Consider the following 21,265-nt stretch of genomic DNA (forward strand, 5'->3'; position numbering starts at 1 on the left):
AAACGAAAATACAAACATCACTTTCTACCAGCTGTAATCCTGCTTATTACTACATAATAATTATTATGTAAACTAAAACTGGAGGATGATTGTATGATTAACAAATTGCACTGGTTGCCGGTCGGTCAGCTTGATATTGATCGCTCCTCACTCAACCATCATGCACAGCCCGGTGAACTGGTGCGTCTGCAAATCTGGTCGTATCTGCTGGAGACAGATCACGGTCCGATCCTCATAGATACCGGTATGCCAGATTCGTTTATCGACAACCCAGATTATTTTAAAAGTACACCGTTTGAAGGACGCTTCATCCCCCGTATGACAGCCGATGATAGTATCGTGGCAGTACTGGATCGGATCGGCTATCAACCAGACGATATTCATGCCATCGTTATCTCCCATATGCATATGGATCATGCCGGAGGCAATCCGCATTTTCCGAATACACCGATTTATGTGCAGCAGACCGAAGTAGACGCTGCGATCGGTAATCTAGAGTATGCGCCGCCGGAATGCGTGCAGACAAACTTGAATTACCGACTGCTCCAAGGGGACCATGAGCTGGTTCCGGGCTTGCAACTGCTCTATACTCCGGGTCATTCGCCGGGTCATCAGTCCGCGCTGATCACAACAAAGGAATCGGGTCCGATCATGCTGACGATTGATGTTGCCTACACTCAGGAGAATTACGCAAACGACGTGCCATTTGACGGCTTTGACCGTGAACAGGCGCGCCAGTCAATTGCCCGCATTCAGCAGATTGTGCAGGAGGTCAAGCCGAGTCTGTTGTTCTTCGGTCATGATCCTGAGCAAGTAGCTGTTCAGCCGGTATATCCACAATATAAATAATGATAAATGTTGTAGCCTCTTATTCTTTTCTTCTCATTAGGTAGTTGTAACCTTTGCAGTTTTGATTGGCTCCTCACCACAGCTTCCAGCAAATTGATAAGTGATTCCATATATATGAAGCTAATTGTCCCTAATCTCCTGTTATCGCCAGCATAAGGAAGTATATCTAAGAACTCATGGGGTGAGTAGCTGTCGACACGGTATGGATGATGAGGATAAGTATTTTGCTGTCTCGTTCCGTTTTCCCTTGATCATCCAGCACGATATACTTAAAGAAGTCGAAAGGCAACCTTATATTCAGTCTATGCTTATTTCTAAAATGTAGATTTATTCATGACAAAGGGAGTGTTCATTTATTTATGAGTACCGAAATGCTGGAACGTCGAAGTGAGATTTTAAAACGAAACATTCATCAGCTGCTGGTTCAGGAAAATCAACACGGTGTGACACGGCAGGAAAATTACACGTTGCATAAAATGATCAGAGAGCTGCATCAAACCTCTCATGCCTTGAATACTTCCCGTTGAGATGAAAGGCTGCTACAAGAAATAAAAAAATAACCTTCAGTTCCACTTCCTTAGTGGTGTTGAAGGTTATTTTTTATTTTTTATCCTTTTGAGCGACTCAGCAAATATAAGAAGTATGGCGCACCTATGATGGCAACAATTAATCCTGTCGGAATTTCTTTCTGTAAAGGTAAGGCTCGTGTGATCGTATCCGCTACGAGTACCAGAAGTGCTCCGACTAAAGCACACGTTACAAGCAACATTTTATGCTTCGGACCCACCAGCTTTCTTGCCAAATGTGGAGCTACCAAACCGACAAAACCGATTCCGCCACTAACCGACACACTTGAACTAGCCAGTCCGACCGCAGCCGCGAGGAGAAGAATACGTTCCTTTTCGATAGGTGTACCTAACCCGGATGCCGTCTGATCCCCCAAATTAAGCACATTCATAACATTTGCTTTATAGTATGCGAAAGGAAGCAATACAATTAGCCAAGGCAGCAGAGCCATTACGAATTTCCAATTTGAACCCCATATGCTTCCTGCTAACCAATTAGCTACAAACGTGTAGCTTTCAGGTGTTAACTTAAGAGTCATAATGATCATGGCAGCACTGATACCCGCCGCTACCCCAATTCCGCTCAGCAATAGCCTTGTCGGAGAAATACCTTCGCCTTTTTTGTAAGAAAGCGCATAAATCAGAATAGCAGCCGCTCCCGATCCAATGAGTGCAAGAGCAGGAAGTAAAAATAATGAATTCATCGTTTGCATCGATGGGAAAAGCAGTACAAACAGCATAACCATCAGCCCGGCACCTGCATTAATCCCCAGAATACCAGGGTCCGCTAGGCTGTTACGCGATACCCCCTGCATGATGCAACCGGAAACAGCCAAACCTGCGCCTATCAGAATGGAAATAACCATTCGCGGCAACCGGAATTCAAACAGAATTAATTCCTGCTGTGGAGTCCCTTGTCCGAACAAGGTTCTAAAAAGCTCCATTGGCGAAAGCCGAATCGTTCCTGTATTCGCACTTATGGTGAATGCAGTAATGAGCAATACAAGCAAAATGATAACAACGACCCAATCATGGATTTTTTTACGGTGACTTGCTTTGGCAATAGCGCCATTCGTAACGTTACTCATCTTACAGTGCCCTCCTTTCTTTACGTGCCAGATAAAGGAAGAATGGAACACCAATTAAGGCAATAAGTACGCCCACTGGTGTTTCCTCAGGTGCGTTAATCATACGAGCCGCCAGATCGGCAAAAACGATAAGTAAAGCTCCCATAATAGCCGAACAAGGAATAATCCAGCGATAATCGACCCCAACCAGTTTGCGCGTGATGTGGGGAATAATCAACCCTACGAACCCTATAGAACCAACCAACGATACCGCGGCACCCGCTAGGATCAATACGAGAATCATACCGGCGACCTTTACCATCCCAGTTCGCTGACCAAGACTCAATGCAATTTCGTCTCCTAGGCTAAGTAACGTAATGGAGCGTGATAACATGAGAGCACCGATAAAAGCTGCCACAACCCATGGAACAACAATGCCTAGCTGAACCCACTTGGTCCCACTAAGTCCTCCAGCATACCAAAAGGCCAAATCCTGTCCAACATTAAAATATAAACTGATCGTATCACCTAAGGCAGACAGCAACGCCGTGACAGCTGCACCTGCCAATACAAGACGAACTGGCGTAATACCTGATTTGGAAATAGCGCTTGTACCATAGACCATCACAACCGCCAAGGCTGCACCTACAAAAGAATACAGCATTAACTGCAAAAAGGAAGTACCCGGAAAAAGAGCAAAGCAAATCGCCATCGTCAAGCTGGCGCCCGAATTCAGCCCAAGCAAGCCAGAGTCCGCAAGCGGATTGCGGGTCATTCCCTGCATAATGGCCCCTGCTACGGCAAAACAAACTCCGATTAACACACCACCCAGAATTCGAGGTAGACGGATTTCCCATATAATTTGATGGTTTTGCAGCTCAGGATTAAAATGAAAGACGGCGTTCCAGACCTCCTCTAATTTGATTGAGGCTGCACCAAATGATAAAGAAAGAGCGATACCGAACGCTAACAGTGCTAATCCGGCTGTCAGGATAAGCGAAGCCGCCCATGGCCGCGAGTGAAATTGAGTCGGCGGCTGATTGTGATTACTTTGAGCAGGACTATCCGAAGATTCTGATAATTTCATAACTATGGTTCACCCTTACTGTTGAATAGTATGTAGGCTATCACGAAAACCTGTAGTGGAGATGATGTTTGATAATGAGAATTATTATCATGCAATCTTTACTATTGTAAATTAATGTGGCAACGGCTTCAATAGCAAAATTTCGACGATTCTCTAATGCCCTGCTATTTTGTGAAAAAACAAAGCCCTCCGGCAAAGATACCAAAGGGCTGCCAACATTACCGAAACCATTACTTCTGTGAGACGTTTTCTTTATTCCGCTGGACGATCATATCTGCCAATTCTTCAGCTTGTCCCATAATAGCGATAGGATCGAAGTACCAGTATCGATCCTCCTGAAGCTCAAAAACCTTCCCATTCCGGACTGCACTTAGTGATTTCCATATGCTGTCTCCTTCATAACCGCTCAAATCCTTGTTAACCGTCAGAAAAATGTAAGAGCCAGCATATTGATTAATAACTTCCTTGGAAATTGACTTCCATTGAGTCTCGCCTAATAGTTCTTTTTGGACAAGTGGTGGAGGTGTCAAATTCAATCCTCTATAAACCGCCTGTCCTCCTCTGCCAAAATTATCACCGTATACATAGTATTCTTTATCTGTGGCTTCCATTACTGTGAAAGTATCCCCGGGTTGAACAATTCCCTTTAATTTGTCACGTGCAGCTTGCAATCGCTGGTCGTATTGGGCAAGCCATGTTTTGGCTTCCTGTTCTTTTCCCAGCAGCTCACCAAAAGCTGTCAGTTCCTCATGCACATTCTTGTATGTTCCATAAGGGATGACTATCGTCGGAGCAATTTTACTATATTTTTCATATTCAGAAGCATCCTTGGAACCAATCAGAATCATATCCGGCTGTAGAGCCAATACTTTTTCAATGGATACACTACCGCGGTCTCCAATGCTTGCAATGCCTTGTACAAGATCCTTTGAAAACGGATTATCCAGATAATATTTAACACTTCCCACAGGTTTAATTCCTAATGCTAATAAATCATTCTGGTACATATCTACTACAATCCGCTGAGGATGAATCGGAATCTGAATATCCCCATGAATCGTCTTAACTGTTTTCGTTGCAGCTGACTTTGATTCACCAGAAGCTTGATTTTGCTTTTCGTCTGGCTGATTTACCTTTCCACTACAGGCGCTAAGAATGACAATGACTGACAAAAGCATCGTCACAATCCACATTTTCTTTGTCAAACTCATTCATTCCTCTCTCTATTTACGAAGTCGCAATTGACTCTTACGTTCCATACTGAGCTTGGTGTAGGCGGCTATATGCACCTTTTACAGCCATTAATTCTTCATGTTTTCCTTGCTCGGCAATCCCTTGATCTGCAACTACAATAATGCGGTCAGCATTTTTAATCGTTGCCAGACGATGGGCAATCACGAGTGTCGTGCGACCTTGAGATAGCTCTGTCAGAGCTTGCTGAATTGCAGCTTCTGTCTCTGTATCCAATGCCGATGTCGCTTCATCCAAAATGAGAATTGGCGGATTTTTCAGAAACATCCGGGCAATGGATAAACGTTGCTTTTGACCACCGGACAGCTTTACGCCTCGCTCACCGATCATCGTATCCAGCCCTTCTGGATAGGATCGAACAAGTTCTTCAATCTGGGCTCGACGGGCAGCATCCCAGATCTCATCTTCTGAAGCATCAAGTTTGCCGTAAGCGATATTTTCACGAATCGTTCCATCAAAAAGGAATACATCCTGCTGTACGATTCCAATCATGGACCGCAGCGAATCCAGCTTCATTTCACGGATATCCATACCATCAATCTTAATGCTGCCTTCCTCGACATCATAGAAGCGTGGCAGCAAGCTGCAAAGTGTCGTTTTGCCTGCTCCTGAAGGACCCACAAGAGCTACAGTTTCTCCCGCATGAATAGCAAGGTCCACTTTGCGCAGTACCTTGTCTTTGTTTTCATAGCCAAACGTTACACCTTCAAATTGAATATCTCCGTTGAGATGCTTAACGGTCTTCGCACCTGGAAGATCCTCTACGTCAGATTCACTTTCCAGCAAATCTAAGTAACGTCGGAAGCCGGCAATTCCTTTGGGATACGTTTCAATGACAGAGTTAATTTGTTTGATGGGTGCGAGGAATACATTGGACAGCATTACAAATGCGATAAATTCCCCATAGGACATCTGCCCCTTAATAACAAACCATGTTCCACATACAAGCACAAACAAAGAGACCAGTTTCATCAGAATAAAGCTAATTGAAGAATTCCACGCCATAATGCGATATGCGATCAGCTTTGTTTTACGAAACCGTCCATTATTCTCAGCAAAACGATCCATTTCATGCGCTTCGTTGGAAAACGCTTGAACAACACGGATACCGCTAACGTTATTTTCAATCCGGGCGTTGTAATCCGCAATATCAGAAAACATACGATGGAATGCAGCATTCATTTTGCGACTAAAATACAAAGACAGGTAGATCATCAGTGGAACAATAATGAATGTCAGCACAGCCAGCTTCCAGTTAATACTGAGCATGATACCGAAAGCCCCGCCCAGAGTCATCAGTGCAATGAACAAATCTTCTGGTCCGTGGTGGGCAATCTCTCCAATATCCATCAGATCGTTGGTCATACGGGAGACCAGATGGCCTGTTTTGTTATTGTCAAAAAAGCGAAAGGATTGCTTTTGTACTCGATCAAACAGCTTTTTACGCATATCTGACTCAATGTTAATCCCCAGCTTGTGTCCCCAATAGGTAACGACATAATTCAATCCGGCGCTTACGACATAAATCCCGAGCAAAGATAAACAGGCAAATAAAATCCATTTCCAATTTCCACTGGGTAGCAAATCATCAACTACCCGATTGACTGCAAGTGGAAAAGCCAGTTCCAGCAGTGCAGCTAGTATGGCGCAAGTAAAATCAATGATAAACAAAGTCCGGTAGGGACGGTAATATTCAAAAAATCGTCTTAGCATAAGACTTCTCCCTTCCTATTTAAATGAGCTGATTATTTAGGTTCGACGGAAAACATGTTAACGGCCTCATCCAGTGATTGATCGATAGCCAGTGGTGAGTAGGTAAACCAAGGATCGGCCTTGATGAAATACACTTTGTGGTTTTTGACAGCCGGGAGATTTTTCCACAGCGCACTTTGTTCAATTTCCTTCAACATTCCGTCCTTAGTCGCTTCATCGTAAACCAGCATAATAATACGATCTCCTGACAGTTCAGGCAGTTTTTCCATCGAAATGCTATCGTATACAAAGTTATACTTCGGGTCCTTTGCGAGCTTCTGACGTATGTACTCTGGAGGATTCAATTCCAGTGAACGGTAGATGACATGTCCTACATTTCGCGCCCCGTACACTCTCAGCACGTCCTTACCGTAGGTCATATAAATGGTAATCGTTTCATCTTTCTTGAATTTTCCAGTCAGCTTTTTTCGACCTTCTTCAGCCTTTTTGTCAAAACTAGCAATCCACTGATCGGCTTCCTTGTCCTTACCCAGTACGGCTGCGACATCCCGCAGCTGCTTAAATACATCTCCATCTCCAAAAGAAACGGCTACGGTTGGAGCAATCTTCTCCAGTTGCTCCCTCACTTCTGGCGAGGTATCTTCTGTTGCTATAATCAGATCAGGTTGTAGCTCTAATACCTTTTCCAAATTTGTCGGATTCCCAATATCAGCAATCCCGTCAATCTTACCTTTCAAATAGTCGCCTTCTAACACATGAGAAGCAGCCCCTACTGGTTTAACACCTAAAGCCAGCATCGCATCCAAATATTGTGTCGTGACAACCCGCTGTGGATTTGCAGGGATACTGATCTTTTTGCCAGTGGCATCAACATATTCGCGCGCGGCAACTGATTTGGATTGTCCGTTAAGGGCATCCGTTCCACTCTTGTCATTGGTCTGGTTACTACTTGGTGCATTTCCGCATGCAGCCAATACAACCATCAAAAAAACGGCAAAACCAAGCATAATTCCTCTTTTTAATCTGTTCTTTTGTTGCACAATATACGTCCTCCTTAGATATATGCCTTCATAAAATGATAGTGATTCTCATTATCATACAAGTGTTATTCTATCTTTTACCGTCTCTTCTTACAATACAAAAATTAAAAACTTCCATTCATGTGTATATATCGTCTTGGCAAAATATCCAAAAAAAAAGAACTGATGCGTATTCTTTGCATCAGTTCGAATGCTTCATAGGTTGGTTTCCATGCCCATTCTTATTTGGATTGATCCACTAACTCCAGTTTGGCGGGAATCGATGTTTTCACGGTTTTACCTTGAAGTACATCCTTGGCTGCTTGCACTGCCAATTGTCCAATCAACTCAGGTTGCTGAGCCACGGTGGCTGTTAGTTTCCCTTCCTTAATTGATTTAAGCGCATCCTCGTTACCATCAAAACCGATGACTGGAATTTTCTTACCAGAGCTTTGAATGGCTTCAATCGCTCCCAACGCCATTTCATCATTGTGGGCAAATACCGCCTGAACATCCGGGTTGCCTTGCAGCAGGTTTTCCATCACATTCAAACCTTTGGTCCGATCAAAATCAGCCGACTGCTTGGCGATGACCTTCAGGTCCTTATCTGCCACTTCATGGAAGCCTTTCCCACGTTCACGGGTAGCCGATGCGCCTGGAACGCCTTCCAACTCAATAACCTTGGCGCCTTTTCCGACTTGATCAATCACGTATCTGGCAGCCATCCGTCCTCCCTCGACGTTGTCTGAAGCGACTAGCGCTTTCACATCACCTTTGTCAGCGGAACGGTCCAGCGTAATTACAGGAATGTTCAAAGCATTCGCTGACTGTACCACAGTGGAGATAGCCGACGAATCTGTCGGATTAATGAGTAACGCATTTACTCCCTGTTGGATCAGATCATCCACATCATTACTTTGCTTCGCAGAATCATTTTGTGCATCGACCACAATAACCTGCAATCCTTGCTTTTTGGCCTCTGCAACAACTCCGTCTTTGAGGGAAACGAAGAATGGATTATTCAAGGTTGAGATCGACAAGCCGATTTTAATGTCCTTCAGGTCTGCAGCCGCTTTAGGCTTCGCCCATTCGGGCGGTTCCAGGGAACACCCTGTCATGAGCAGGAGCAGCAAGGCCGTCATGATTAATGTAAGCTTTTTCATATTTGTGTGTCTCCTTCTATGCAGTTTAGGTGTATTATGCGGATTTTTTACGATCAATCAATACAGCAATAGCAATGACGATTCCTTTTACGACCATTTGGTAAAAAGAGTTAACCCCCAGCAAATTCAAGCCGTTGTTTAGTGTCCCGATGATTAGCACACCAATTAATGTACCTACAATCCGTCCGCGTCCTCCCGAAAGGCTTGTTCCACCTAATACGACAGCCGCAATGGCATCCAGTTCATAAGAAGCACCTGCTGTCGGCTGCGCTGAATTCAAGCGTGAGGTCAAGATAGCACCCGCCAATGCGGAAAGCATTCCCGCCAAAGAGTAAATCCAGATTTTTACACGTGGTACTTTAATACCTGAAACAATCGAAGCTTTCTCGTTGCCGCCGATGGCATACGTTTTGCGTCCGAAAGGTGTTTTATGCAGAATGATCCACAGAGCAGCAAAGGTAATGAGCATCGTAATCGCCGGGACCGGAATACCAAACTGATAACCACGACCGAATAATTGAAATACCAGACTATCTCCGAGCCCCGTAATAGGGTTACCGTTGGTATAAACTAATGTTAATCCTCTAAAAATAGTCATGGTTGCGAGTGTGGCGATAAACGGAGCCATTTTACCTTTCGTAATCATCAAGCCGTTGACCATTCCCATCACGCCACCCAATGCACAGCCAATGATAATCGCCAAAATCGGATCGAAGCCGGCCAACATCATATTTGCGACAAACGCACTGGATAGTGCTAATATAGAGCCAACGGACAAATCGATTCCGCCTGTAAGAATAACGAAGGTCATACCGAACGCAATCAACGCATTAATAGATACCTGGCGCAACAAATTCAAAATATTAAGCGGTTCCAAAAAGCTGGGATTTAAGGCCGATACAATGATCACCAAAATAATGAGCCCCAACAATGGGCCAAGCTTCTGTGTGATTTGTGATATTTGAATGCCTTTGCTACCTTTTGCTTCATTCATAGTTGTCATATTACTGTCCTCCTGTAGCTAGCGTCATAATATTTTCTTGTGTGGCTTCTTCCCTGCTTAGCTCTCCGCTGATCTTCCCCTCGTGTACCACGACAATACGATCACTCATGCCAAGTACCTCGGGAAGCTCTGAGGATACCATGATAATTGCGACTCCACGTTCGGTCAGTTCGTTCATCAACTGGTAGATTTCCCGTTTGGCTCCTACATCCACGCCTCTCGTCGGTTCGTCAAGAATGAGCACATTGGGACCGATACCTACCCATTTGGCAATAACCACCTTTTGCTGATTGCCACCTGACAAACTGCCAACCGTCGCTTCGGCTGATTGGGTTTTGATTTGTAAGCGCTTAATTAATGTATTAACAAATTCCATCTCTTTTTTGCCTGATATAAATCCTTTTGATGTAAAACTGAACAGATTCGTCAGCACCATGTTTTCCCGAATGGAAAAATCCAGCACTAAGCCCTCATCTTTTCGATCTTCTGTAATGAAGCCAATCCCTAGTTTCACTGCATCATCCGGCTTGCGAATAGACACCTTTTTCCCACGTACGTGTATCTCACCACGATCCAAAGTATCCAGTCCAAATAACGACCGCATGATCTCGGTCCGTCCCGAGCCCATCAAGCCCGAAAAACCTACAATTTCCCCAGAGCGCACTGTAAAATTCACATTTTCAAATAGACCTTTATGTGATGCGTTTTTGACCTCTAGCACCACTTCTCCCAAAGCAGGCGTTCTTACCGGGTAGCGTTCAGTCAGCTCTCTGCCAACCATTTTCCGTACAACCTCGTCAAAATTCGTATCGGGGATCGCTTGAGTATCTACAGTTTTCCCGTCACGCATAATGGTAATCCGATCACAGATCGCGAATATCTCCTCCATCCGATGAGATATATACACAATTGAAACACCATCTTTTTTCAAGGAAGTAATAACCTCAAACAGCTTTTGTATTTCCCGTTCGGTTAAGGCTGCTGTCGGTTCATCCATTACGATCACTTTGGCATCCGTCATGAGTGCTTTGGCTATTTCAATCATTTGTTGTTGACCCACTGAACACTCGCCTGCTTCACCGTTCAAAGGAAGGTTTACTGAAAGCTTGCTAAATTGCTCATTTGCTAGCGCTTTCATTTTAGAGCTATCTAGTAATCCCCATTTAGAAGTCATTTCCTTGCCGATAAATAGATTTTCCAGTACCGTCATCTCTGGCCATACATTCAGTTCCTGGTGAATAAAAGCAATTCCTTTTTGCTCCGCTTCCTTGGGGTTGGCAAAATAGGTTTCCTGACCGTCAATGATGATCGTTCCCTCATCGCGTCGATGCAGTCCGATTAAAATATTCATCAGCGTTGATTTGCCTGCACCATTTTCACCCATGAGGGCATGTACTTCTCCTTCACGGAGATCAAAGTCAACACCACTTAGTACCTGATTGGTTCCAAAGGCTTTGTGAATTCCTTTCATTTGAATCTGCATGCTATTCCCCCCTTTTTTATTCAACACTAATTTATCCAAAAAGAACTCCTGCCTGTAAAATACAATTGGCAAACGGCGTAGCCTCTCCTGTACGGATGACAGCTTTGGCTTGCCGAGTTAATGTCTTAAATTGTTCATGTGAGCAAAACTCAATGACGGCAGTCGGCTGAATAATCTGCGAATGCTCTAGTTGCTCTCCTGCAAAGGTGCGCATAATATACTGGAGTGCTTGTTCATTTTCTTGTTTGATTTCTTCGGCCAGTGTTACTTTTTCAATCATCATATCTGCGGCAATGACATCAACAACGTCCTGAAAGGACGGAATACCCAGTTTCAATGCCAAATCAATTTTGGTAACGCCTTCAGGAACTGGTAAGCCGGCATCAGCCACGACAATAAAGTCCGTGTGGCCGAGATCCGTTAATATTTTGGATATATGACTGTTTAGAATTCCATGTTTCTTCATTATAATTGCTCCTCTACTTCACGACGGGTTGGCATTCCACCTTGCGCTCCAAATTTGGTAACAGACAATGACGCAGCACGATTAGCAAATTTCACACTGTCTGCCAGCGATTTTCCTTCAGCCAGTGCCACCGCAAAAGCAGCGTTGAACGTATCTCCTGCACCTGTTGTATCCACGGCTTCGACCTTGTAAGTAGGAACTACAACTTCCTGTTCTCCGTCGAAAAACCGTACACCGTTGCTGCCTTCCGTTACAAACAACTTGTTCGGATATTTGCGCAGCGCTTCTTGAAGACTCATATCCTTAAACATGATGGCGGCTTCATGCTCATTTGGCGTAATGTAGGCTGCATTGGCAATTACGCTTTCTTCCACCTCACGAGCCGGGGCTGGATTCAGCAGCAAGGGTACCTGATACTTCGCACAAATTTCGCTGACATAGACAATCGTCTCCGCCGGTATTTCCTGTTGAATTAATACAATATCCGAACTTCGAATAACATCAAGCGCTTCTTCCACGTAAGCGGGTGTAACTTCATTATTCGCTGCTTTTACCACGACAATACTGTTATCACCCTCGGCTAGTACAATGTGTGCTGTACCGCTTTCCATATGTGTAACCGGTTTCACATAGTTAATATGAACATGATTTTCTTCAAAATTGCGTAAAATCTGTTGTCCCAAATGGTCGTCTCCTACACGTCCAATCATCGTAACGTCCGCCCCGAGTCGTGCTGCAGCTACTGCCTGATTGGCTCCTTTACCGCCAGGTACGGTTGTAAAGCTTTCTCCCAATACGGTTTCACCAGCACCAGGGCGTTTGGAAGAAGTAACTACGAGGTCCATCGAACTGCTTCCGATAACCGAAATTTTAGCCATGATGATCCACCTTTCTCGTTGTTTCCCGTTCGATAAATTTGACGGGCAATTGTATGCTTGAATAGGTAAGTACTTTCGAATGAAGATTAGATACACTTGACTTCGTTGCTTGCGACTGCTCAATCAATTGAATGAGCAGACCTGCCGCTTCCCAGCCCATTTCATAAGCAGGCTGCCGGATTGTTGATAATGGCGGAAATAACAAGCTGCTTAATGGTATATCATCAAACCCGATAATTTGAACATCTTCCGGGATTTTCTTTCCTAATCTATGTGCTTCATGCATCACCGCGGTAGCTACAATATCGTTACTGGCAATAACTCCGTCCGTATCCGGATACTTGCTGAACAGCTCTTTGGCCCATAACTCAGCTTCCTTGAACGAAAAGGACGTTGTCTCGACGATATGGTAAGCAATACCAGAATGCTGAAGCTCTTCCACTGCCCCGCGAAAACGATCTTGTGCTGGACGAATATGAGCAGGACCCTGCATGACTGTAATTTGTCTGCTGCCACGGGCAACCATAGCCTGTGCAGCCAAGCGACCGCCATGAGCTCCATCCGCATAAACGGAGAGACTGTCACTGGAAGTCCGATCGAGAAAAACGACTGGTATTTTCAGTTTGGCGTAACAGTCGGCAGCAGGGTCATTGGTAGATGAAATAACCCCAACAACATTATTCTGAACAAAAGTATCCATGTAATCTAATTCTTTTTGGCGATCCTCATCACTATTACCGAAAATAATACGAAAATCATTTTCCTGCATTCGATCCTCCACCCCACGAGCCAACAAGGGAAAGTAAGGGTTTGTAATATCCGGCAGCAGCAGGCCGATTAATCTGGATTTCTTTTTATACAGAGAACGTGCAACTTCATTAGGCTTGTAATTTAGCTGCTTCACCGCAGCTTCAACTTTTCGCCGTGTATCCTCGTGGACATAGCCGGTTTCATTAATAACTCGGGATACGGTCGCCACGGAAACACCTGCAAAACTTGCTACCTGCTTAATTGTTGTCATAATGTAGGTTCAACTCCAATTGTGTAACCGGTTACACATATAAAATATCATAGCATTTATTTTTTGACAAGCATTAATTATTTGCACATCGAAAGCAATAGCCGTATAATCTTTTTGTAACTGATGAAGTTTCACCTTTTTGCTTATACTAAAGTATGCTGATTCACTCTCAGTTGCTTAATAAAATATATATATGGAGGCATTTCCTGATGAATATCGAAGTTTGGTCTGATTATATGTGTCCGTTCTGTTATATTGGCAAACGCCGTTTGGAGCAAGTCTTGCAGCAGTTCCCACATCGCGATGAGGTTCAATTGACATTCAAGAGTTTTGAATTAAATCCGAATGCTGTGAAAGATAGTGGTAAGACGATTAATGAGGAACTATCAGCAAAATATGGCGTTAGTCTGCAAGAGGCTCATGCCATGAATGATCGCATGACCGAAAACGCACGTTCTACAGGTCTGGAGTACAATATTCATGCCATGGTGCCGACAAACTCTTTCGATGCTCACCGTCTAACGCATTGGGCTCACACACAAGGCAAAATGCTGGAATTGAGCGAGCGTTTATTTCAGGCTGTCTTCATGGAAGGCAAGCATACTGGGGATCATGAAGTACTGGCAGCGTTGGCAGCCGAAGTTGGTTTGGATCATAACGAAGCCGCTGCCATATTAGCCGGTGACCGCTTTACCGACGAAGTTAGAGCTGATGAAACTGAAGGTGCTAAGTTAGGCGTTCAGGGTGTTCCATTCTTTGTATTTGATCGAAAATTTGCTGTTTCTGGTGCTCAGCCTGAGGAGGTATTTCACGATGCGCTTCAAAAAGCATGGGATGAACGTTCTCCTTTCACTATGATTAGCGGCAGCTTGTCCAAACAGGATGAAACTAGTGTATGTACCGATGACGGGTGCGAACTTCCAAGCCGCGAGAACTGATCAGTCAATGAACTAAACCTCTTTTTAGATAACTTATGAAAAAGCGTGCCTGCAGCAATTAAGCCTGATGCGGCACGCTTCTTTAATTTTTTATAATGATTTAATCATTCCGCCATCCACAAGAATGGTGCTGCCGGTCAAATAGGATGAAGCCGATGACGCCAGAAAAGCAACGACTTTACCGAACTCTTCAGGCTCACCGTACCGTCCCAACGGAATGCCCTCTTCTGCTTGTTTGCGAACTTGATCCGTCGTTTGGTGGGATTTTTCGGCTCGATGCTCGTCCAAGCTACGTACGCGATCGGTTGCAATTCTCCCTGGTGCTACAGTATGTACCAGAATATTATATGGGGCTAATTCCATAGACAATGTTTTCGCCAATCCGGCAACTCCAGTACGTAGTGTATTGGAAATAATCAGGCCCGGAATCGGCTGCTTCACTGATGATGAGGCGATATTTAAAATTCTACCACTTTGTTGTTTTTTCATATAGGGTAACGCCTCACGGATCAACCGGATATGACTAAGTAAATTTTGCTCAAAGGCCTGCATCCATACTTCGTCTGTAAAATCATCAAAGGTGCCCGCAGGAGGGCCGCCCGCATTGTTAACCAAAATATCGACGGTGCCAAACCAATCAACTGTACGGCGAATGGCCTGGGAGATATGTTCAGGTTTGGTTACATCACAAACTACATATTCAACGCGACCACTCGCTGTTTCCTGTAATTCGGCCTGAGTCCGCTGAAGCTCTGCTTCATTTCGTCCAGAAATAACAACATTCGCACCCTCACGTGCCAGCTCCCTTGCGCTTGCCTTGCCGAGTCCTTTACTGGAACCTGCAACAAAGGCTGCTTTCCCCGTTAATCCTAAATCCATCTATGACACTCCCTTTTCTCAGTGTTCTTTAATTGTACACATGACCAGCACATAATGCTAATAGCTAGGTACAAAGTAGCAAGGCAACACAAAAAAGGACCTGACATTTAGTCAGGCGCCCTTTCTGTTATACACTATTTTCTTGGTTTATAGCACTATAATGCTTCAGATATTGTTGACTGCTCATATACAACAACGGACTGGCTCTCAGGCTCCCATTTAACATTTGCTCCCAAAGCCTCTCCGATTACCCTTACAGGTACCATTGTAGTTCCATCCACTATGGATGCTGGCTGCTCGATAGAATACGGCTGGCCGTTAATATATGCTTTGGCGCTATTCACGAATAATTTGACGGACACGCCGTTGCGACTGACAGTAACAGCCTTTTCTTTCGGATCCCAGGAAACTTTGGCATTAAGGGCTTCGGAAGCTGTTCTAAAAGGAACAAGTGTGGTGCCATTGCGGTTAATCGGTTCGGCATCATATTTTTCACCATTCACGAACAGCTTCATACCTGATGACCTTCCAGCCTTCCTTGAGAATACATCCAGCTTTTTGTAGCTATCCAGATTGGACACATCAGCCAAAACTGCCTCCTCCTGCATGTAAACGGCATCTGTTACATTTCCGTTTTTATCCAGTAGCTCAGCAGCCTTAGTTAGTGCTTTGTCAGAATTTCGGATCAATTCAAGTTCAGCTACCTGCTCCGAGGTCAAACGATCCGGGTATTTTGTAAGCAGCAGATTCGCAATAACCGCTCCTGCCGGCTTATCTTTTGTATTTTCTACTGCTTGAAGCAGACCATTGTACCCGTTGTGTCCCTTGTGACCTTTATGGTCTTTGGACTCCCCGTATGTATCATCCGTTACTGCAACAGGGGTGTTCTTTTTGATTTCGTCGTGTTTATCTTTTTTGTTGCTCTTTTCATTCCGGTCTTTATCAGACGCCTTTGCTTCCTGTTTGTTCTCCTGACCATTTCCGCGCCCCTGTTTGGCTTCGGCTGTTCCTGCTGCCAGTCCCAAGACCAGTATACACGCTAATAATGCTGTCCAAGTGTTTCTCATGATGCGCTTCCTCCTTATAGTAAAAGACCAGGTTTAAATGTAACCTACATATATTAACGGCTACTATAAGCTAAATATGAAGCCCTTTTTTACTAGTGTTGCATTTGCAGGGACTGATGGCTAATCCAATATAATAAATTTTATTATGCGTGAACCTATTTCCACAGTATAATGGGAAATGCACGTGTATTTTAAGGGTTAACGTTTACATTCGCATAATAGAAAGAAGTGGAGACAGACATGTTCGGCACCATTCTTTTAGACGTTGTTTTACCTATTTTTGTCCTTATCGGTTTTGGCTGTATCATGCAATATTATTTTCGATTGGATTTGTATACCCTAGCTAAAATTAATTTTTATTATATCACCCCTGCAGTTGTGTTTACCGGTCTTTATAACTCTGAAATTTCTTTAATTCTCATGGGTGAGGTTTCACTTTTTTATGCCCTGTACATAGCTATTCTGTACGTAATCAGTACTACCGTTGCCAGATCTCTGAAATACAGCCCCGGAATGCGTGGAGCTTTTACAAACAGTGTCATGCTAGATAATTCAGGGAATTATGGTCTACCAATTAATCAGTTGGTGTTTAAAGGTGATCCGCTGGCTATTTCTGTCCAAGCTCTGATTATGACTTTTCAAAGCTTTGTTACATTTACATATGGTACTTTTGTTGTACAGAACGGTAAGGCCAATACACGAAAAATTTTAATTAATTTTTTGAAAATGCCTGTCCCCTACGCGCTTGTGCTGGGCCTGCTCCTGAATCTACTGCACAGTCCATTGCCTAATTTGCTGGCTGAGCCTCTAAATTATATTAGCCATTCGATGGTCGCAGTGGCTCTGCTTACTTTGGGAGCACAAATTGTGCAGTATCCTTTTCATTTACGGCGGACAGCCGTGTATATCAGTATGGTATTACGCCTGATTGCAGGTCCAATAGTTGGCTTTATGCTCGTGTTTTTCCTAGGTCTTAAGGGGATTCCCGCTCAAGCATTGCTCATTGCATCAGGTATGCCTACTGGTGTTAACACGAGTATTTTGGCGGAAGAATATAAAAATGAACCTGACTTTGCGGCACAAACAGTATTACTTTCTACGATTCTGAATGTCATTACGATGACCTTATTAATTTCAATATCCCGTCATCTTACTTGAGGTTTATGATAAATATAAAACTTTATTTGTAACGCTTTTTGTCTGAGGACAGGAGCGTTTCTTTTTCAATTAAAATAGGAACATATGTTCGTGATTGTACCCCTTTTTCTGTTTATAGTGGTGTGTTTGTTTGATGATGATGGTATGCGAGAAGGAATCTTTTTCTATTATGAATTTTTCATATAGTGAAATAGTTATGTGTTTGAATTTAAACCTCTGATTCCTCCAAAAATAAAGCCAGCTCGCTCATTAGAGTGGCTGACTTAAGATTATTTTATGAAGATTTAAGGCTCAATTCCCCATTGCTTGATCCCAGACAGGTAAGCGGTTATTTTAGTGGAATCTTGTAAGCTATTTGCTGTGGGATTAAAGGAATAATCATCAGTTTGTGTATAATTGCTCCAATCCGCTTTGGATATCCGGATTTGTAGCTCAACACTCTGACCAGGCTCTAAAGAACCTGCTACCGACTTAAAACCAATTTCTGCATAAGAATCTGCACCTGGCTTCGTATTAGTTAATGTTTTGAAGTTAGCAATGACATTCTCTGTACCGATGCTTGACCAATCCGTAAAGAAGTTTTGTGATTTCTCCCCGTTAACGGTGTAATAATAACGCAATGTCACATCTGCTAGGGAAACGGGTGAGCTTCCTGTATTGGTTATTTTAAACTTGGAACTGATCGTATTACTTGTTGCAGATACATTCCCATTGAAGGATTGCACCTTCAGAGCACCCTCGCCTGTTCCCGGCTCACTTGGCGTATCCCCTTTCACCGTAATCGTGAACAACGCATCATTGCCTGTACTAAAATGGAAGTTGAGCGTTGTCTCTCCTTTAGGAAGTTTAGATAAATACTTGTTGGTAAGAATAACTGTTTCTTCACTAACCGTATAATCTTCACCTTTGTTCAGTGCCACACTTCCCTGCTTGATCGCTTCTAGTGTATTACCGTTAAGAGTAAGCCTGACAGTAATATCGGTATTACTGTTAGCCACTCCATAAGTTGCAGCCGTCGGTGTAATACTTGCTTGTCCGGTAGATGGCTGATCACCACCCACACGATCTGCCACCAGAATGCCGCGGCCATTCGTTCCCAGATAAGCACGTCCGTAAACCCGAGGATCCCCAATAATGGTGGTCACACGAGCATATTGATGCTTATCATCATTAATGCGTACCCAGTTTGCGCCAGCATCGTCCGAACGATAAAATCCACGAGTTCCGTCAATCTTACCAACGATAAACACTGCTGCATTCGTACGATTGGGTGCTGCTTTGCCAAAGCCTACAAAATCCGCCTCCTGCACTTGATCAAGCTGGTTGAATGTAACACCTGAATCCTTGGAATGCCATAAGCCGTATGGCCCTCCGTCCTCGGAGCCTCCAGCAAACCACACATCTCCTTCCGCTCCTCGTACAGCACCAATATCTGCATTCCCTACACTTGGCAAACCAGTAACTGTGGATGGTGTGAAGGATGCGCCTCCATCAACACTTACATATATTTTCCCAGCAGCAAACGCGTAGTATTTGTTAGGATTTACTCGGTCAGAGGCGATCTTTGCATTAGCTGGAACTCCCGTGCTTGCTGTCCATGAGTTTCCTCCGGTTTTGGAATAAAATACACCTTTGTCCGATGTACTCCACAGCAATCCATTACCATTTGCCGCTACAGCGATGCTGCCTCCTCCTGCTGTACCGGAAGGCTCGCTATTAGCTTTGTACCAGTTCGCTCCGCCATCATTGGATAATCCGATAGATTTGGCGTTTGGATCTTTTTTATAGTCCGCTTTACCTACCCGAGCCATAAAAGAAGGGCTTAACTCGGCATAATCAATGCTTTCGCTGCTTGTAAAGGTTGGATTATCCAGCATTTTAGCAGGAGCCTTGAACAGGTCATCATGTCTGAATCCGGAGACATCACCCACTGCACTCACCAGAGGAGCTCCAGTTGGAGGGCTCACCAAATCCAAAATCGCCGTTTCTTCTACCCCTTTAGCCGCTACCGAAATGTCCAGCTTACCTCCCTTGTCCCAATTGGTCAGATTTTTAGAGCCATAAATCGTAGCTCCTGTGCCGTACAGCATATGATCTGAATTAAATGGATCTATTTCCAGATCTCCAATCATCCAGCCCAGCTTGGGCGATACTTCCGGCGGTGCAGGATTGGCATTGAAAGTCAGCCAAGGCGCACCGGATATATCCAGATTGTACTTCAGCTTACGAGCTGGATAACCATCAAATTCCCAAATAGGGCTCCAGGTTGCCCCACTATCAGTACTGCGGTAAATCGTTTCATCCGGCCACCAGGCATTCAACGTTGCAACCATAAGTGTACCTGGCTTCTGGGCGTCCACTGTCAGTCCACCATATCCAAAATGATTGTCTGCGCTGCTGCTGGCAACGGGGCTAATGTTAGTCCACTGTCCACTGGCTGTATTCAGTTTCCACAGCTCACCCTTTGTTCCATCATACGGTCCAGCTCCATCGCTGTAAGAAATATACAGGTCGCCATCTGGCGATAAAACGCCGTGATGTGGCAAATAGCCTGTAGGCTGGCCCGCTATAGCAGACCAGGTTGTCCCGCCATCAGTACTGCGATAGACACTTTGCTTTTTATCTGCGACACCCACATAGATGGTCTGTGTTGCTTTACTGGAAGAGCCCGTTTTTTTGTCAAAAGTGATCCAGGCTAAACCGACAATATCACTGGTGTATTCATTGGAAGGGTCCTGTACATACGTCCCCGGATTCGGAAAACTACTCACCTTGCTCCAGGTCGCCCCGTAATCGGAGCTTTTCCACAATCCATTACCACTTCGAGCTCCGAAGAATAATATATTGTTTTTATTCGGATCAATTGCCAGACGTTCACCCATTGAGCGTCCCGGCATATTGCCTCCTACCTTAAAGGGAAGCTTTGTAGTTTGCCACGTATTCCCCTTGTCGGTAGAGCGCATAATTTGCCCGTTTTGTTTATCCCAGGAATTAGTATACGTGCCTGTAGCTATATATACACGATTCGGATCCACAGGGTCGGTGGCTAGTGCATCGACACCATTTTTGTTCCAATTCTCCCAGCCCACAGAATCCGTCAGCGGAATCCAGCTTTCACTCGCAGGATTCCAGCGGTAAGCTCCTCCAATATCTGTACGGGCATAGATCAGATCTTTTTCCGTTTCATTAAAAATAATACCAGGTACAAAACCACCTCCACCGCCTGTAACGACACTTTTCCAAGTATAATCGTCACTTGGAGCAGCATGGGTGGGTGCTATCATGCCTGTCCAGGAAGCACCCGCTACTATAAGCGCCAAACATACAATTCTCAACCTGCTTTTTGCCTTAGTCAATGAATTCAACCTCCTTCTCCGTAATCATTTAAAAATGCAAGTCATTTCGAGCTAAAAGTAAGCAGTCAATTGCGGATTCGTTCCTATCGTTATTATTCCATTCATCAATCAAACAAGCGTTCTCTCAAGCTCACCTCCAGTAATCCAATAGATTTGCAATCTTTTTTGTTAGCGCTTACATCGGTGTCTGCTCAAAAGATTCGTCATCTTTTTCTCATTTCCTTGTGTGAAAAATCAAGATAATGTAATAGTATCTTCTGCTTGATAACTTGTAATAAAAGAGTTGGCTTCCACTTACAGT

Annotated in this window: 18 protein-coding genes; 4 read left to right on the forward strand and 14 right to left on the reverse strand. The window is 44.2% G+C overall.

What is annotated here, in order from left to right:
• Positions 1–93 precede the first annotated feature (93 nt).
• Complete coding sequence (gene aiiA, locus ACUC6J_RS12995) at positions 94–849, forward strand: quorum-quenching N-acyl homoserine lactonase AiiA (protein WP_318300509.1); 756 nt, start codon at positions 94–96, stop codon at positions 847–849.
• Between the two features lie 359 nt (positions 850–1,208).
• Positions 1,209–1,376, forward strand: coding sequence for a hypothetical protein (locus ACUC6J_RS13000; RefSeq protein ID WP_007432475.1), 168 nt, complete (start codon positions 1,209–1,211; stop codon positions 1,374–1,376).
• Positions 1,377–1,456: 80 nt separating this feature from the next.
• On the opposite strand, the gene ACUC6J_RS13005 is transcribed toward ACUC6J_RS13000, so the two are convergent.
• The 11 genes from ACUC6J_RS13005 to ACUC6J_RS13055 all read right to left on the reverse strand — a co-directional run bounded on the left by ACUC6J_RS13005 (position 1,457) and on the right by ACUC6J_RS13055 (position 13,566).
• On the reverse strand, positions 1,457–2,503 hold the full coding sequence (locus tag ACUC6J_RS13005) for a FecCD family ABC transporter permease (RefSeq protein ID WP_016820754.1): 1,047 nt from the start codon (positions 2,501–2,503) through the stop codon (positions 1,457–1,459).
• 1 nt (position 2,504) lies between these two features.
• Complete coding sequence (locus tag ACUC6J_RS13010) at positions 2,505–3,569, reverse strand: FecCD family ABC transporter permease (protein WP_019687384.1); 1,065 nt, start codon at positions 3,567–3,569, stop codon at positions 2,505–2,507.
• A 230-nt stretch (positions 3,570–3,799) separates the two neighbouring features.
• Entirely contained in the window at positions 3,800–4,780 is a 981-nt protein-coding gene (locus tag ACUC6J_RS13015; RefSeq protein WP_016820752.1) for an ABC transporter substrate-binding protein, read from the reverse strand.
• Positions 4,781–4,817: 37 nt separating this feature from the next.
• Positions 4,818–6,533: an ABC transporter ATP-binding protein gene (locus tag ACUC6J_RS13020; protein ID WP_016820751.1), complete on the reverse strand. Its 1,716-nt coding sequence runs from the start codon at positions 6,531–6,533 to the stop codon at positions 4,818–4,820.
• Positions 6,534–6,565: 32 nt separating this feature from the next.
• Positions 6,566–7,573 carry an ABC transporter substrate-binding protein gene (locus ACUC6J_RS13025; protein ID WP_447248957.1) on the reverse strand — a complete coding sequence of 336 codons (1,008 nt, stop codon included), beginning with the start codon at positions 7,571–7,573 and terminating at the stop codon, positions 6,566–6,568.
• 221 nt (positions 7,574–7,794) lie between these two features.
• Entirely contained in the window at positions 7,795–8,715 is a 921-nt protein-coding gene (gene rbsB / locus ACUC6J_RS13030; RefSeq protein ID WP_165080682.1) for a ribose ABC transporter substrate-binding protein RbsB, read from the reverse strand.
• A gap of 34 nt (positions 8,716–8,749) precedes the next feature.
• Positions 8,750–9,718, reverse strand: coding sequence for a ribose ABC transporter permease RbsC (rbsC, locus tag ACUC6J_RS13035; protein ID WP_017427749.1), 969 nt, complete (start codon positions 9,716–9,718; stop codon positions 8,750–8,752).
• A 1-nt stretch (position 9,719) separates the two neighbouring features.
• Positions 9,720–11,201, reverse strand: a complete 1,482-nt coding sequence (locus tag ACUC6J_RS13040; protein ID WP_447248958.1) for a sugar ABC transporter ATP-binding protein — start codon at positions 11,199–11,201, stop codon at positions 9,720–9,722.
• Positions 11,202–11,232: 31 nt separating this feature from the next.
• Positions 11,233–11,667, reverse strand: a complete 435-nt coding sequence (gene rbsD / locus ACUC6J_RS13045; protein ID WP_017427747.1) for a D-ribose pyranase — start codon at positions 11,665–11,667, stop codon at positions 11,233–11,235.
• On the reverse strand, positions 11,667–12,545 hold the full coding sequence (gene rbsK, locus ACUC6J_RS13050; protein WP_017427746.1) for a ribokinase: 879 nt from the start codon (positions 12,543–12,545) through the stop codon (positions 11,667–11,669). Before rbsK ends, rbsD begins: the two co-directional genes overlap by 1 nt.
• Complete coding sequence (locus ACUC6J_RS13055; protein WP_090890547.1) at positions 12,538–13,566, reverse strand: LacI family DNA-binding transcriptional regulator; 1,029 nt, start codon at positions 13,564–13,566, stop codon at positions 12,538–12,540. Before ACUC6J_RS13055 ends, rbsK begins: the two co-directional genes overlap by 8 nt.
• A gap of 209 nt (positions 13,567–13,775) precedes the next feature.
• Here ACUC6J_RS13055 and ACUC6J_RS13060 point away from each other — a divergent pair, with 209 nt between their 5' ends.
• Positions 13,776–14,504: a DsbA family oxidoreductase gene (locus tag ACUC6J_RS13060; protein WP_031461560.1), complete on the forward strand. Its 729-nt coding sequence runs from the start codon at positions 13,776–13,778 to the stop codon at positions 14,502–14,504.
• A gap of 90 nt (positions 14,505–14,594) precedes the next feature.
• Here ACUC6J_RS13060 and ACUC6J_RS13065 read toward each other — a convergent pair whose 3' ends face one another.
• The gene (locus ACUC6J_RS13065; protein ID WP_016820742.1) at positions 14,595–15,383 is read right to left on the reverse strand and encodes an SDR family oxidoreductase; all 789 of its coding nucleotides are present in this window, start codon (positions 15,381–15,383) and stop codon (positions 14,595–14,597) included.
• Positions 15,384–15,538: 155 nt separating this feature from the next.
• Positions 15,539–16,450 (reverse strand): copper amine oxidase N-terminal domain-containing protein, encoded by a 912-nt coding sequence (locus tag ACUC6J_RS13070; RefSeq protein ID WP_039276065.1) that lies wholly within the window; start codon positions 16,448–16,450, stop codon positions 15,539–15,541.
• A 240-nt stretch (positions 16,451–16,690) separates the two neighbouring features.
• On the opposite strand from ACUC6J_RS13070, the gene ACUC6J_RS13075 reads away from it, so the two are divergent.
• The gene (locus ACUC6J_RS13075; protein WP_031461562.1) at positions 16,691–17,608 is read left to right on the forward strand and encodes an AEC family transporter; all 918 of its coding nucleotides are present in this window, start codon (positions 16,691–16,693) and stop codon (positions 17,606–17,608) included.
• Between the two features lie 284 nt (positions 17,609–17,892).
• Here ACUC6J_RS13075 and ACUC6J_RS13080 read toward each other — a convergent pair whose 3' ends face one another.
• Positions 17,893–20,964: a X2-like carbohydrate binding domain-containing protein gene (locus ACUC6J_RS13080; RefSeq protein WP_447248959.1), complete on the reverse strand. Its 3,072-nt coding sequence runs from the start codon at positions 20,962–20,964 to the stop codon at positions 17,893–17,895.
• Between the last annotated feature and the right edge of the window lie 301 nt (positions 20,965–21,265).

The organism is Paenibacillus sp. JJ1683, from assembly GCF_053006485.1.

Excerpts from the sequence above, each read along its gene's own strand:
- aiiA (WP_318300509.1), top strand. The coding sequence starts at position 94 with ATGATTAACAAATTGCACTGGTTGCCGGTCGGTCAGCTTGATATTGAT.
- ACUC6J_RS13000 (WP_007432475.1), top strand. The coding sequence starts at position 1,209 with ATGAGTACCGAAATGCTGGAACGTCGAAGTGAGATTTTAAAACGAAAC.
- ACUC6J_RS13005 (WP_016820754.1), bottom strand. The coding sequence starts at position 2,503 with ATGAGTAACGTTACGAATGGCGCTATTGCCAAAGCAAGTCACCGTAAA.
- ACUC6J_RS13010 (WP_019687384.1), bottom strand. The coding sequence starts at position 3,569 with ATGAAATTATCAGAATCTTCGGATAGTCCTGCTCAAAGTAATCACAAT.
- ACUC6J_RS13015 (WP_016820752.1), bottom strand. The coding sequence starts at position 4,780 with ATGAGTTTGACAAAGAAAATGTGGATTGTGACGATGCTTTTGTCAGTC.
- ACUC6J_RS13020 (WP_016820751.1), bottom strand. The coding sequence starts at position 6,533 with ATGCTAAGACGATTTTTTGAATATTACCGTCCCTACCGGACTTTGTTT.
- rbsB (WP_165080682.1), bottom strand. The coding sequence starts at position 8,715 with ATGAAAAAGCTTACATTAATCATGACGGCCTTGCTGCTCCTGCTCATG.
- rbsC (WP_017427749.1), bottom strand. The coding sequence starts at position 9,718 with ATGACAACTATGAATGAAGCAAAAGGTAGCAAAGGCATTCAAATATCA.
- ACUC6J_RS13040 (WP_447248958.1), bottom strand. The coding sequence starts at position 11,201 with ATGCAGATTCAAATGAAAGGAATTCACAAAGCCTTTGGAACCAATCAG.
- rbsD (WP_017427747.1), bottom strand. The coding sequence starts at position 11,667 with ATGAAGAAACATGGAATTCTAAACAGTCATATATCCAAAATATTAACG.
- rbsK (WP_017427746.1), bottom strand. The coding sequence starts at position 12,545 with ATGGCTAAAATTTCGGTTATCGGAAGCAGTTCGATGGACCTCGTAGTT.
- ACUC6J_RS13055 (WP_090890547.1), bottom strand. The coding sequence starts at position 13,566 with ATGACAACAATTAAGCAGGTAGCAAGTTTTGCAGGTGTTTCCGTGGCG.
- ACUC6J_RS13060 (WP_031461560.1), top strand. The coding sequence starts at position 13,776 with ATGAATATCGAAGTTTGGTCTGATTATATGTGTCCGTTCTGTTATATT.
- ACUC6J_RS13065 (WP_016820742.1), bottom strand. The coding sequence starts at position 15,383 with ATGGATTTAGGATTAACGGGGAAAGCAGCCTTTGTTGCAGGTTCCAGT.
- ACUC6J_RS13070 (WP_039276065.1), bottom strand. The coding sequence starts at position 16,450 with ATGAGAAACACTTGGACAGCATTATTAGCGTGTATACTGGTCTTGGGA.
- ACUC6J_RS13075 (WP_031461562.1), top strand. The coding sequence starts at position 16,691 with ATGTTCGGCACCATTCTTTTAGACGTTGTTTTACCTATTTTTGTCCTT.